We start from the raw sequence: 14,031 nt of genomic DNA, 5'->3' as shown, positions 1-14,031 counted from the left end.
TGGCGAGACTGAGGAGTGCACCATGATTACTCTGCGCGTCCAACGGGGACTGGTGCTGGGGATGAGTACCCTGGCATTCACCGTTTGTTTCATGATCTGGATGATGTTCGCCGTGCTCGGCGTGCCGATCAAGGAACTGCTGCAGCTCAACGAAACCCAGTTCGGCCTGCTGGCCGCCACCCCGGTGCTGACCGGCTCGCTGGTACGCCTGCCACTGGGGATGCTCACCGACAGGTTCGGCGGGCGCATCGTGTTTTTCCTGCTGATGCTGGTGTGTGTCCTGCCGATTTACCTGATCAGCCAGGCCACTGCCTACTGGCATTTTCTGCTGCTGGGCCTGTTCGTCGGACTGGCCGGTGGCTCCTTCTCGGTGGGCATCGCCTATGTCGCCAAGTGGTTCGACAAGCAGAACCAGGGCTTTGCCATGGGCATCTTCGGTGCCGGTAACGCCGGCGCCGCCCTGACCAAATTCTTCGCCCCGGCGATCATCGCCGCCGCCAGTTGGCAGATGGTGCCCAAGGTCTTCTCGGCGATCATGTTTATCACCGCGCTGCTGTTCTGGTTCTGCACCGCGGAGAACAAGGCGCACCGGGTGACGAGTTCGGTCTCCCTGGCCGAACAGTTGCGCACCCTCAAGGACCCGGCGATCTGGCGCTACTGCCAGTACTACTCGATCGTCTTTGGCGGCTACGTGGCCCTGGCCCTGTGGATGACCAAGTACTACGTCCAGGAATACGGTTTCAACCTGCAGAGCGCCGCGCTGCTGGCGGCCTGCTTCTCGCTGCCCGGCGGCGTGCTGCGTGCCGTGGGCGGCTGGATGTCGGACCGTTGGGGCGCCCAGAGCGTGACCTGGTGGGTGCTGTGGGTCAGCTGGGTGTGCCTGTTCCTGCTGTCCTACCCGCAGACCGAACTGAGCATACAAACCGTCAGTGGACCCAAGCAGTTCAGCATTGGCCTCAATGCCTACGCCTTTACCGCGCTGCTGTTTGTCATGGGCATCGCCTTCGCCTTCGGCAAGGCCTCGGTCTTCAAGTACATCGCCAATGACTACCCGCAGAACATGGGGGCGGTCTCCGGCATCGTCGGCCTGGCCGGCGGCCTCGGCGGCTTTGTCCTGCCGATCCTGTTCGGTGCCCTGGTCGACCTGACGGGCGTGCGCAGTTCCTGCTTCATGCTCATGTATGGCGTGGTCTGGGTCTCCCTGATCTGGATGTACCTCAGCGAAATTCGCAAGACCCCGGTCATGGGGGCCCCGCCGGTGGCAACCCGCGCCGGCCTTATCCCCGTTTCCAAAGGAGTCTGACCATGTCCATCCTGCACCAGCCCGAAAAGGGACCGGTCATCCACGACTGGCGCCCGGAAGATCCGAGTTTCTGGGGCGCCAGCGGCAAGAAAACCGCCATGCGCAACCTGTGGATGTCGATTCCCGCCCTGTTGCTGGCCTTCGCCGTGTGGATGGTCTGGAGCACGGTGATCGTGCGCCTGAACGCCATTGGCTTCACCTTCAGCACCGACCAGTTGTTCTGGCTGGCGGCCCTGCCGGGGTTATCCGGCGCGACGCTGCGGATCTTCTACTCCTTTATGGTGCCGATCTTCGGTGGGCGGCGCTGGACGGCCCTGAGCACCGCCTCGCTGCTGCTGCCCTCGATCTGGATGGGTTTCGCGGTGCAGGACCTGAGCACCCCCTACAGCATTTTCGTGATCATCGCCTTGCTGTGCGGCTTTGGCGGCGGCAACTTCGCCTCGAGCATGTCCAATATCAGCTTCTTCTACCCCAAGGCGCAGCAGGGCACGGCGCTGGGCCTGAACGCGGGCCTGGGTAACCTCGGGGTCTCGGTGATGCAGTTCTGCGTGCCCCTGGTGATCGGTGCCGGGCTGTTCGGCGCCGCGGGGGGAGATGCCCAGGCGCTGGCCGACGGCGGTCAGTTGTGGCTGCAGAATGCCGGGTTTATCTGGGTGCCCTTTATCCTGCTGGTGACCCTGGCGGCCTGGTTCGGCATGAACGACCTGTCCAGCGCCAAGGCGTCCTTTAGCGAGCAGGCGGTGATCTTCACCCGCCAGCACAACTGGTTGATGTGCTGGCTGTACCTGGCGACCTTCGGCTCCTTTATCGGCTTCGCCGCAGCCTTCCCATTGCTGATCAAGACCGCCTTTCCGGCCGTCACGGCACTGAAATTCGCCTTTCTCGGGCCCCTGGTCGGCGCCTTGGCGCGGCCCCTGGGCGGCTGGGTGGCCGACAAGCTGGGCGGTGCGCGCGTCACCCTGTGGAACTTCGTGGCGATGATAGTCGCGGTCTTCGGTGTGCTGCATTTCCTGCCCGAGGCCGGGGAGGCCGGCAACTTCTACGGCTTCCTGGCGATGTTTATGCTGCTGTTCGTCACCACCGGCATCGGCAACGGTTCCACCTTTCGCATGATCCCGGTGATCTTCCGCACCTTTCACGAGCGTGCCAGCGCCGGCCAGGGCGCGCCTGCCCGTGAGCAGGCGCTGCGCGAAGCCGGCAAGGAGTCGGCGGCCGTGCTCGGCTTCAGTTCGGCGATCGGGGCCTTTGGCGCCTTCTTTATTCCCAAGTCCTTTGGCACCTCCATCGCCCTGACCGGCGGGCCGGCCATGGCCCTGTACATCTTCGTCGCCTACTACGTCAGCTGCATCGCGGTGACCTGGTGGTGGTACTCGCGCAAGGGGGCCGCCATCCCCTGCTGAGGCCCCTTATCCGGCGCGACGCGCGCCCTTGTCCCGGCGGGACAAGGGGAAATCGCAGTCGCCGCCAGTACGCATCGAATCATTGCCTGTGCGGGACGCAGATCCCGCCGCACGCCTGAGAGGAAAGCACCATGAGTCACTTGCTCGATCAACTGCGATTCTTCACCCGTAAACAGGGTGAGTTCGCCGATGGCCATGGCGAAACCCGCCAGGAATCCCGCGATTGGGAGAACGTCTACCGCTCGCGCTGGCAGTACGACAAGATCGTGCGCTCCACCCACGGGGTGAACTGCACCGGTTCCTGCTCGTGGAAAATCTATGTGAAAAATGGCCTGATCACCTGGGAAACCCAGCAGACCGACTACCCGCGCACCCGCAACGACCTGCCCAACCACGAGCCGCGCGGCTGCCCACGCGGCGCCAGCTACAGCTGGTACATCTACAGCGCCAACCGCCTTAAATACCCCAAGGTGCGCAAGCCCCTGCTGAAACTCTGGCGTGAGGCGCGCCTGAGCCTGGCGCCGGTGGAAGCCTGGGCCAGCATCGTCTCCGACCCGGTCAAGGCCCAGAGTTACAAGAGCAAGCGCGGCATGGGCGGCTTTATCCGTTCCACCTGGGCGGAAGTCAACGAGATCATCGCCGCCGCCAACGTCTACACCGTCAAAGAGCATGGCCCGGACCGGGTGGTCGGTTTCTCGCCGATCCCGGCCATGTCGATGGTCAGTTATGCCGCGGGCAGCCGTTACCTGTCGCTGATCGGCGGGGTGTGCCTGAGCTTCTACGACTGGTATTGCGACCTGCCACCGTCCTCGCCCCAGGTGTGGGGCGAGCAGACCGACGTGCCGGAATCGGCCGACTGGTACAACTCCAACTACATCATCGCCTGGGGTTCGAACGTGCCGCAGACGCGCACCCCGGACGCGCACTTTTTCACCGAGGTGCGTTACAAGGGCACCAAGACCGTGGCCATCACCCCGGATTACTCCGAGGTGGCCAAGCTCACCGACCTCTGGCTCAACCCCAAACAAGGCACCGACGCCGCCCTGGCCCAGGCCTTCAACCATGTGATCTTCAAAGAATTTCACCTGGACAAGCCGAGCGCCTATTTCACCGACTATGTGCGTCGTTACACCGACTTCCCGGTGCTGGTGCTGCTCAAGGAGCATGTCGGCGCCACGCCCGCGCTCAACGGCTACCAGCCGGACCGCTTCCTGCGCGCCGCGGACCTGGCCGGCCATCTCGGCCAGGACAACAATCCCGAGTGGAAAACCATCGCCCTGGACAGCGAGACCGACCAGTTGGTCTCGCCGCTGGGTTCGATCGGCTACCGCTGGGGCGAGAAGGGCAAGTGGAACATCGAAGCCCGCGAGGGTGGCGAGGGCCGTGAGGTCAAGCTGCAACTGAGCCTGATCGGCGAAGAAGTGGCCGAGGTGGCGTTCCCCTACTTCGGCGGCCAGACCCACGAGCACTTCCAGCACGTGGCCGGCGAAGCGGTGCAACTGCGCCGGGTGCCGGTGCGCAGCATCACCCTGGCCGACGGCAGCCAGGCCAAGGTCGCCACGGTGTTCGACCTGTCGGCGGCCAACCTGGCCATCGACCGTGGCCTGGGCGGCGGCAACGTCGCCAAGGACTACAACGACGCCAGCGTCCCCGGCACCCCGGCCTGGCAGGAACTGATCACCGGCGTCAGCCGTGAGAAGGCGATCCAGATCGCCCGCGAGTTCGCCGACAACGCCGACAAGACCAAGGGCCGCTCCATGATCATCGTCGGTGCGGCGATGAACCACTGGTACCACATGGACATGAACTACCGCGGCCTGATCAACATGCTGATGATGTGCGGTTGCGTCGGTCAGACCGGGGGCGGCTGGGCGCACTACGTGGGCCAGGAAAAACTCCGTCCCCAGTGCGGCTGGCTGCCCCTGGCGTTCGGCCTGGACTGGAGCCGCGCGCCGCGGCAGATGAACGGCACCAGCTTCTTCTACAACCACAGCTCCCAGTGGCGCCACGAGAAGATGAGCATGCACGAAGTGCTCTCGCCCCTGGCCGACAAGTCGCAGTTTCCCGAGCACGCCCTGGACTACAACATCCGCGCCGAACGCGCCGGCTGGCTGCCCAGCGCGCCGCAACTGAACCGCAACCCGCTGCAGATCACCCGTGACGCCGCGGCGGCCGGCCTGTCGCCGGTGGACTATGTGACCCAGTCGCTGCAGAACGGCAGCCTGCGCTTCGCCTGCGAACAGCCGGACAGCCCGGAAAACTTCCCGCGCAACATGTTTATCTGGCGCTCCAATTTGCTCGGTTCTTCGGGCAAAGGTCATGAGTACATGCTCAAGTACCTGCTGGGCACCAAGAACGGCGTGATGAACGAAGACCTCGGCAAACGCGGCGGCTTCAAGCCGAACGATGTCGAGTGGGTGGACGAGGGCGCCATCGGCAAGCTCGACCTGGTCACCACCCTGGACTTCCGTATGTCCAGCACCTGCGTCTACTCGGACATCGTTTTGCCGACCGCGACCTGGTACGAGAAGGACGACATGAACACGTCCGACATGCACCCCTTTATCCACCCGCTGTCGGCGGCCATCGATCCGGCCTGGGAGTCCCGGTCCGACTGGGAAATCTACAAGGGCATCGCCAAGCGTTTCTCGGAGATGGCGGTCGGCCACCTGGGCGTCGAGCAGGACCTGGTCACCACGCCGCTGCTGCATGACAGCCCGGGCGAGCTGGCCCAACCCTTCGGTGGCACCGATTGGAAGACCGCCGGCGTGGTTCCGGTGCCGGGCAAGAACTGCCCGAACATGACGGTGATCGAGCGCGACTACCCCAACGTCTACAAGAAGTTCAGCTCCCTCGGCCCGTTGCTGGAGAAGAACGGCAACGGCGGCAAGGGCATCAACTGGAACACCGACGAGGAAGTGAAATTCCTTGGCGAGCTCAACCACCGCGTGCGCGCCGAGGGCGTCAGCCAGGGCCGGCCGCAGATCGAATCGGCCATCGACGCCTGCGAGGTGATCCTCAGCCTGGCGCCGGAAACCAACGGCCACGTGGCGGTCAAGGCCTGGGCGGCCTTGTCGGAATTCACCGGCCTGGACCACAGCCACCTGGCGCTGCCCAAGGAACACGAAGCCATTCGCTTTCGCGACATCCAGGCGCAGCCGCGCAAGATCATCTCCAGCCCGACCTGGTCCGGCCTGGAAGACGAGCATGTCAGCTACAACGCCGGCTACACCAACGTCCACGAGTTCATCCCATGGCGCACCATCACCGGTCGCCAGCAGTTCTACCAGGATCACCCCTGGATGCAGGCCTTCGGCGAACAGATGATGAGTTACCGGCCGCCGATCAACACCCGCACCATCGACTATGTGAAGGGCAAGCGGCCCAACGGCAACACCGAGATCGTCCTGAACTGGATCACCCCACACCAGAAGTGGGGTATCCACAGCACCTATTCGGACAACCTGATCATGCTCACCCTGAGCCGCGGCGGGCCGATCATCTGGCTCTCGGAGACCGACGCCAAGCGCGCCGGCATCGAGGACAACGACTGGGTCGAGTGCTTCAACGCCAACGGCGCGCTGACCGCCCGGGCGGTGGTCAGCCAGCGGGTGAAAGACGGCATGGTGATGATGTACCACGCCCAGGAACGCATCGTGAACGTGCCCGGCAGCGAAACCACCAAGACCCGCGGTGGCCACCACAACTCGGTGACCCGGGTGGTGCTCAAGCCCACCCATATGATCGGTGGCTACGCCCAGCAGGCCTATGGCTTCAACTACTACGGCACCGTGGGCTGCAACCGCGACGAGTTCGTCGTGGTGCGCAAGATGGACAAGGTCGACTGGCTCGACGGTTCCGACGGCGACGCGCTGCCACAACCCCTGCCACGCGACCTTTGAGGAACACGCCATGAAAACTCGCTCACCAATGGCAATAGCGCAGGGTGCCCGCACCCTGCCATCTCACAAGGTTCAGCTTGAGGGGCCGACAAAATGAAAATTCGTTCGCAAGTGGGCATGGTCCTCAATCTGGACAAGTGCATCGGCTGCCACACCTGTTCGATCACCTGCAAGAACGTCTGGACCAGCCGTGAAGGCATGGAATACGCCTGGTTCAACAACGTCGAGAGCAAACCCGGGATCGGCTACCCCAAGGAGTGGGAAAACCAGGACAAATGGAACGGCGGCTGGATCCGCAACAAGGACGGCTCGATCAACCCGCGTATCGGCGGCAAGTTCCGCGTGCTGGCGAATATCTTCGCCAACCCGGACCTGCCGACCATCGACGACTATTACGAGCCCTTCGACTTCGACTATCAGCACCTGCATACCGCGCCCCTGGGCGAGCACCAGCCCACCGCGCGGCCGCGCTCGATCATCTCCGGCAAACGCATGCAGAAGATCGAATGGGGCCCGAACTGGGAGGAGATTCTCGGTACCGAGTTTGCCAAGCGGCGCAAGGACAAGAACTTCGACAACATCCAGGCCGACATCTACGGGGAGTACGAGAACACCTTCATGATGTACCTGCCGCGCCTGTGCGAGCACTGCCTGAACCCCACCTGCGCGGCGGCCTGTCCGAGCGGGGCGATCTACAAGCGCGAAGAGGACGGCATCGTCCTGATCGACCAGGAGAAATGCCGGGGCTGGCGCATGTGCATCAGCGGCTGCCCGTACAAGAAGATCTATTTCAACTGGAAGAGCGGCAAATCGGAAAAATGCATCTTCTGCTACCCGCGTATCGAAGCCGGCATGCCCACGGTGTGCGCCGAAACCTGCGTGGGCCGTATCCGCTACCTGGGCGTGCTGCTGTATGACGCCGACCGTATCCATGAAGTGGCCAGCACACCGAACGAACAGGACCTGTACGAGCAGCAACTGAGCCTGTTCCTCGACCCCAATGACCCGGCCGTGATCCAGCAGGCCCTGGCCGACGGTGTGCCGCAGTCGGTGATCGACGCCGCGCAGAAATCCCCGGTATACAAGATGGCGGTGGACTGGAAGCTGGCGCTGCCGCTGCACCCGGAATACCGCACCCTGCCGATGGTCTGGTACGTGCCGCCACTGTCGCCGATCCAGAATGCCGCCCAGGCCGGCACCGTCGGCATGAGCGGGGTGATCCCGGATGTCGACAGCCTGCGCATCCCGCTGCGGTACCTGGCCAACCTGCTCACCGCCGGCGACGAAAAGCCGGTCAAGCGCGCCCTCAAGCGCCTGCTGGCGATGCGCGCCTACAAACGCGCCGAGCAGGTCGAGGGCGTGCAGGACCTGCAGGTACTGGCCGATGTCGGCCTGAGCGTGGCCCAGGTCGAGGACATGTACCGCTACCTGGCAATCGCCAACTACGAGGACCGCTACGTGATCCCCAGTGCCCATCGCGAGGAGGCCATGAGCGATGCCTTTGCCGAACGCTCGGGTTGTGGGTTCAGCTTTGGTAGCGGCTGCAGCGGCAGCTCCGACACCAATATGTTCGGCGGCAAGAAAGCCAATCGTCGCGACATCCTGAAAACCGTGCAGCTCTGGGAGGATTGAAGATGCTTATTCTCAAGGCGATATCCGTGCTGCTGGATTACCCCACCGAGCAACTGGTGGCGGCCCGCGATGAGCTCGACCAGGCCATCGCCAGCGCCCGGGAGATCAGTCCGGCGCAACGCGGCGCGCTGCACGCGCTGCTTGTGTTGATCTGCGACCAGGACCTGATGGATGGCCAGGAACACTACGGCGCGCTGTTCGGCCGCGGCCGCTCGTTGTCCCTGCTGCTGTTCGAGCACGTGCACGGGGAATCCCGCGACCGTGGCCAGGCCATGGTCGACATGCTGGCGCAGTACGAGGAGGCCGGGTTCGCCATCGGCATCAAGGAGTTGCCGGACTATATCCCGCTGTACCTGGAGTTTCTCTCCACCCGCGACGCCATGGAGGCCCGCGAGGGCCTGGCCGATGTGGCGCATTTGCTGGCGCTGCTGGCCAGCCGCCTGGAGGAGCGCGAGAGCGCCTATGCCGGCTGTTTCCGCGCCTTGCTGCAGATTGCCGGCGCCGAACCGCAGCGCGCGGTGGAAGCGGTACGCGCCCAGGTCGCGGCGGAGGTACGCGACGACTCCCTGGAAGCCCTGGACAAACTCTGGGAAGAGGAGGCCGTGGATTTTCTCAAGGCTGAACAGCAGGACCGTTGCCCGAGCATGGCCAGCGGGCCTGGCAAGGCCCGTGAAGAGTCGGCCATCCCGCTGCACTGGGTGGATTTCAAACAGGAAGGGGCGGCCGTCGAGGCGGTCCAGGAGGCACGTCATGTCTAAGCTCGATCTGCTGTTGTTCGGGGTGTACCCCTATGTCGCCCTGGCCATCTGCCTGCTGGGCAGCTGGGCGCGTTTCGACCTGGCCCAGTACAGCTGGAAGGCCGGCTCCAGCCAGATGCTCAGCAACAAGGGCATGCGCGTGGCCAGCAACCTGTTCCATGTCGGGGTGTTGTTCGTCCTGGCCGGCCATTTCGTCGGCCTGCTGATGCCCGAGTCGCTCTACCACCATGTGATCAGCACCGAGCACAAACAACTGCTGGCCATGGTCTCCGGTGGTTTCTTCGGCACCCTGTGCCTGATCGGCCTGTTGATGCTGCTCTACCGGCGCCTGGGCAACCCTCGGGTGCGGGCCAGTTCCAGCCCCTCGGACATCCTGATCCTGCTGGTGCTGCTGGCACAGCTGCTGCTCGGCCTGCTGACCATCTTCGCCTCGACCGCCCATATGGACGGTTCGGTGATGGTGATGCTGGCCAACTGGGCGCAGTACACCGTGACCCTGCAGCCGGTGGCGGCCGCAGCGGCCATCGCGCCGGTCGGCCTGGTCTACAAGCTGCACGTGGTCCTGGGCCTGACCCTGTTCGTGCTGTTCCCCTTTACCCGCCTGGTGCACATCGTCAGCGCCCCGGTCTGGTACCTGGGCCGGCGCTACCAGATCGTCCGGCAGAAGGGCTGACACAAGCTATCAACTGGCGTAGGGCGGACTCAAGAGCGAAGCGAACAGTCCGCCGCTTGCCCGGTAGGCGGTAGGCGCTAAGCGGTGTACTGCTTCGCGAGTACACCCTACTCGCGAGCACAGCCTACCGAGGCTCCAGCCGACCAGGCGGTTGGCCCAATCAACGAATTGTAGAGGTGGTTATGGGATGTGGATGCGGTGGTGGTAATGCAGGGCAGGGCGGCTGTGGCGGGCAAAAAGCCGCGGTCGATACCGCTGTGGTGCAGCAGGTGACGCCCGCGCCTTTGGCGGAGCAGCCCGACGCGCGGGGCGTCCAGCAACCGGGGGACGACGCGACGCTGATCGCCAGCAGCGAGCAGGAATGGCCGCGCATCAGCGTCAACGGCCTGCCGATCGCGCCGGAGGCGATCGCCCAGGAGTTGCAGTATCACCCGGCCGAGAGCCGCGAGGAGGCGGTGTTTCTCGCGGCGCGGGCGCTGGTGATTCGCAGCCTGTTGCAGCAACGGATCCTCGGGCTGGGCCTTGCGGTGCAGACCGGACCGGGCGAGAGCGAGGAGGAGGCGGCCACGCGCCTGCTGATCGAGCAGGAAGTGGCGCTGCCGGACTGCGACGAGGACAGTTGCCGGCGCTATTACGAAAGCAACCGGCCGCGTTTTTTCACCGCGCCGCTGCTGGCGGCGCGACACATCCTGCTGGAATGCGCACCCGAGGACGGCGAGGCCCGTAGCCTGGCCCGCGAGAAGGCCGAGCAGTTGCTGGGGTTATTGCAGCAGGACGGCGGCTGTTTCGCCGAGCTGGCGGCGGCGCATTCCGCCTGTTCCTCGAAGAACCAAGGCGGCACGTTGGGGCAGATCAGCAAGGGCCAGACCGTGCCCGAGTTCGAACGGCAATTGTTCAAGCTGCCGGCCGGGCTGGCCGGCCAGCCCCTCGAAAGCCGCTACGGCTGGCATGTGGTGAGCGTCGACCAGCGCCTGGAAGGCCAGGCCTTGCCTTACGATGTGGTGGCCGGGTCGATCCGTCAGCAGCTGCAGCAGGGCGTCTGGCAGAAAGCCGTGGCTCAGTATCTGCAAACCCTGATTGGCGCCGCGGAAATCGTCGGCATCCAGCTGCAGGGCGCCGATTCGCCATTGCTGCAATAGGAACAGCCGCAAGCGTTTTCGTAGGCTGGGTGAGTCGCGCAGCAGCCGGCCTGAAAAACCACGCGCAGCCGCTGCGCGGCGTAACCCACGCGGACGGGCGTCCGGATGCAGAAGACTTTTTCTGAGAGCGGGCGTTAGCGGTAGCCCGGCTGCAATCCGGGACATGATTTTATTCAGGCCAGGAGTACGTGATGAGCACTGCACTGCGGGATGGCTTTGGCCGGCAGATCGATTACCTGCGCATGTCGGTGACCGACCGTTGCGATTTTCGCTGCGTGTATTGCATGGCCGAGGACATGACCTTTCTGCCGCGCCAGCAGGTGCTGGGGCTGGAGGAGTTGTACCGGGTGGCCGCGTTGTTCGTCGCGCAGGGGGTGAAAAAGATCCGCCTGACCGGCGGCGAGCCGCTGATACGCCAAGGCATCGTCGGGCTCTGCGAACGCATCGCCGGTTTGCCCGGGCTGCATGAGCTGGTAATGACCACCAACGGCTCGCAGCTGGTCAAGCTGGCACGCCCGCTGGCCGACGCCGGGCTCAAGCGCCTGAATATCAGCCTGGACAGCCTTAACCCGGCGCGGTTTCGCGGCATCACCCGCACCGGCAGCCTGCGCCAGGTGCTGGATGGCATCGAGGCGGCGCGAAGCGCGGGCTTCCAGCGGATCAAGCTCAATACGGTGGTGATGAAGGGGCGTAACTTCGATGAAGTGCCGGCCCTGGTGCAGTACGCCATCGACCATCACCTGGATATCAGCTTTATCGAGGAGATGCCCCTGGGCGAGGTGGGTCGCCACCGCGGCGAATCCTTCTGCGCCAGCGAAGAGGTGCGCCAGGTGATCACCCGCCAGCACCGGCTGCTCGACAGCACCGAAGAGAGCGGCGGGCCGGCGCGTTATATGCGTCTGCAGGAGCATCCGCAGACGCGCATCGGCTTTATCTCGCCCAATTCCCATAATTTCTGCGCCACCTGCAACCGCGTACGACTGACCGCCGAGGGCCGCCTGCTGCTCTGCCTGGGCCATGAAAACAGCATCGACCTGCGCGGCCTGCTGCGCCGCCACCCCCTGGACGACGGCCCGGTGCTCGAAGCCATCGGCCGCTCCCTGCAACGCAAACCCTGGCGCCACGAGTTCTCCGCCGACGGCGAGGTCAAGGTGCTGCGGTTTATGAATGTCAGTGGCGGTTAACCCGTTAACTCCCTTTTGGCCGCCTTAGGGCGGTTTTTTTTTGCTTGCTGGCGTTTACCTCGAACGCCTGACTGCAGCCCATGCCATTCAGCGGCCGTCAGTTGCTATTGCAATCCGTCGCGGATAGATTGGTTATCAATATTTTGTGATATCCGATATCGCAATTTTGGGAGGCAAGCATGAGCCTGATCGCTGAACACCTCGACATCCGCTCTACCCTGACGGGCGACCTGAAAACGCTGTCCGCTGAGCTGCGTGCTGAAAAAGCCGAACACGCCGTGGTGATCACGGTGGACCATGCCTCGCGTGAAACGCTGGCGGCGTTGGGTAAGTCCCTGGACGCCGCGGCTCGCCTGATCACGGACACCATGCTCAAGACCCAGCAAGCCACCATCGAGCAAATCATCATGCTGCTGGTGCCCAAAGTGCCAATACGGCCGGCGGTCTTCAAGGAAGCCCAGATGCTGGCCCACGCCAAGAAGGCCGTATTGGAGAGCGGTGATTGGCTGTCCGCGGGCGACGTTGCGAACCTGGCCGGATTCACTTCCAAAAATCCCAGCTCGCAGCCCAATAAATGGAAGCAAGAAGGACGGATCTTCGCGCTTCGCCACAACGGCAGCGACTACTTTCCGATCTATGCCCTGGACCCGGAAACAGGGTATCGCCCGCGCCCGGCCATGGCCGACGTATTGAACGTGTTCGACGGGCGCAAGGATGGCTGGGGGTTAGCCTACTGGCTTGCCTCTGTGAACAGCTACTTGGGGGGCAAACGGCCCCAGGACCTGCTTGACGACGCTCCGGCCCGCGTAGTGGCTGCAGCCGAGGATGAGGTTGCCGGCATTACCCATGGCTGAGCGATCGCCCCCGCCCGTGCCGGATACCGCCTTGCATATCTCGTATCTCAGGGTGCCAGCTGGCTCGGTGATGCACCGTATCCATCACAGCAACTACCGGGCAACGCAGTTCAACCCCACGTCTGCGGGAAACGCTCGCTTCAGTCCCATCCATGACTCCGCTGGCGCGGTGATTCCGACCTTGTATGCGGGCAGCACCTTCGAGTGCGCCGCGATGGAGACCGTCTTTCATGACGTCCCGTTCGCGCCAGGCCTGAAGACCTACCCAAAGAACAAGCTCGATGGCTACCGGCACTCCAGGGTTGAGTTCCTCGCTGAACTCAGATTGGTCGACCTGACCAATAAGGCATTGAGGCTGCTGGGGGTGACCAGGGCTCAGCTGATCGACACGGAGAAGGATCAGTACCCCATCTGCCGCCACTGGGCCGAAACCATCCACGCCCACGCGACGGATATCCATGGCCTCTACTGGGTGTCGCGGCAGGATGACACCGCTGTGGCCATCGTATTGTTCGGCGACAGGGTTCCCCCGGGGGCGGTCATCCAGCACAGTGACGAGCGTGACCTGCTGGACGATGAAGCGGCCTACAGCGAGATCATTTCCCTGGCGGAAAAGATCGGCGTGCTGATTGTCCCTGGCCCGTAAGCGGGCGTTTCGCTTGAAACGACCGAGGCGGGCTCGGGTGACAGGGTTTAACGGACGATGGGTATCGCTGCGCTCAACCCATCCTACGAATACGGTGTACCCATAAACCCCGTCATACCCGCGCAGGCGGGTATCCAGGGCGGGTGACAGGGTTTATCTGGAAACAGCATGCAGACCCAGGGTGCGGACCAGCCGATGGGTATCGCTGTGCTCAACCCATCCTACGAATACGGTGAACCCACAAACCCTGTCATACCCGCGCAGGCGGGTATCCAGGGCGGGTGACAGGGTTTATCTGGGAGCTGCATGCAGATCTAGGGCGCGGATCGACCGATGGGTATCGCTGCGCTCAACCCATCCTACGATTCGGTGAACCCACAAACCCCGTCATACCCGCGCAGGCGGGTATCCAGGGCGGGTGACAGGGTTTATCTGGAAACAGCATGCAGACGTCGGGCGCGGACCAGCCGATGGGTATCGCTGCGCTCAACGCATCCTAGGAATACGGTGACTCACTCGGCTCCCACAGCCCCTGTCATA

General features: G+C 63.7%; 10 protein-coding genes. All 10 read left to right on the top strand.

The window, feature by feature from the left end:
- Positions 1–22: 22 nt before the first annotated feature.
- The 10 genes from ABWY06_RS06365 (at position 23) to ABWY06_RS06320 (ending at position 13,491) form a co-directional block, all read left to right on the top strand.
- Positions 23–1,303 carry an MFS transporter gene (locus ABWY06_RS06365; protein ID WP_353924719.1) on the top strand — a complete coding sequence of 427 codons (1,281 nt, stop codon included), beginning with the start codon at positions 23–25 and terminating at the stop codon, positions 1,301–1,303.
- A gap of 2 nt (positions 1,304–1,305) precedes the next feature.
- Complete coding sequence (locus ABWY06_RS06360) at positions 1,306–2,703, top strand: NarK family nitrate/nitrite MFS transporter (RefSeq protein ID WP_353924718.1); 1,398 nt, start codon at positions 1,306–1,308, stop codon at positions 2,701–2,703.
- A gap of 131 nt (positions 2,704–2,834) precedes the next feature.
- Positions 2,835–6,605: a nitrate reductase subunit alpha gene (locus ABWY06_RS06355; protein WP_353924717.1), complete on the top strand. Its 3,771-nt coding sequence runs from the start codon at positions 2,835–2,837 to the stop codon at positions 6,603–6,605.
- A gap of 93 nt (positions 6,606–6,698) precedes the next feature.
- A complete protein-coding gene (gene narH, locus ABWY06_RS06350; RefSeq protein WP_353924716.1) occupies positions 6,699–8,237 on the top strand; it encodes a nitrate reductase subunit beta in 1,539 nt (512 codons plus the stop codon).
- 2 nt (positions 8,238–8,239) lie between these two features.
- Entirely contained in the window at positions 8,240–8,995 is a 756-nt protein-coding gene (narJ, locus tag ABWY06_RS06345) for a nitrate reductase molybdenum cofactor assembly chaperone (protein WP_353924715.1), read from the top strand.
- Positions 8,988–9,668 (top strand): respiratory nitrate reductase subunit gamma, encoded by a 681-nt coding sequence (gene narI / locus ABWY06_RS06340; RefSeq protein ID WP_353924714.1) that lies wholly within the window; start codon positions 8,988–8,990, stop codon positions 9,666–9,668. Before narJ ends, narI begins: the two co-directional genes overlap by 8 nt.
- A 182-nt stretch (positions 9,669–9,850) precedes the next feature.
- Positions 9,851–10,807 carry a peptidylprolyl isomerase gene (locus ABWY06_RS06335; protein WP_502948156.1) on the top strand — a complete coding sequence of 319 codons (957 nt, stop codon included), beginning with the start codon at positions 9,851–9,853 and terminating at the stop codon, positions 10,805–10,807.
- Between the two features lie 191 nt (positions 10,808–10,998).
- Complete coding sequence (gene moaA, locus ABWY06_RS06330; RefSeq protein ID WP_353924712.1) at positions 10,999–11,991, top strand: GTP 3',8-cyclase MoaA; 993 nt, start codon at positions 10,999–11,001, stop codon at positions 11,989–11,991.
- A 179-nt stretch (positions 11,992–12,170) separates the two neighbouring features.
- The gene (locus ABWY06_RS06325) at positions 12,171–12,845 is read left to right on the top strand and encodes a hypothetical protein (RefSeq protein WP_353924711.1); all 675 of its coding nucleotides are present in this window, start codon (positions 12,171–12,173) and stop codon (positions 12,843–12,845) included.
- Positions 12,838–13,491 (top strand): RES family NAD+ phosphorylase, encoded by a 654-nt coding sequence (locus ABWY06_RS06320; RefSeq protein ID WP_353924710.1) that lies wholly within the window; start codon positions 12,838–12,840, stop codon positions 13,489–13,491. Before ABWY06_RS06325 ends, ABWY06_RS06320 begins: the two co-directional genes overlap by 8 nt.
- The last annotated feature ends 540 nt before the right edge of the window (positions 13,492–14,031 follow it).

The sequence above is a fragment of the Pseudomonas sp. genome (assembly GCF_040514055.1).
Taxonomy (GTDB): domain Bacteria; phylum Pseudomonadota; class Gammaproteobacteria; order Pseudomonadales; family Pseudomonadaceae; genus Aquipseudomonas.
Note: the sequence above shows the minus strand (reverse complement) of the source record. Positions and strands in the feature narration are given on the sequence as shown.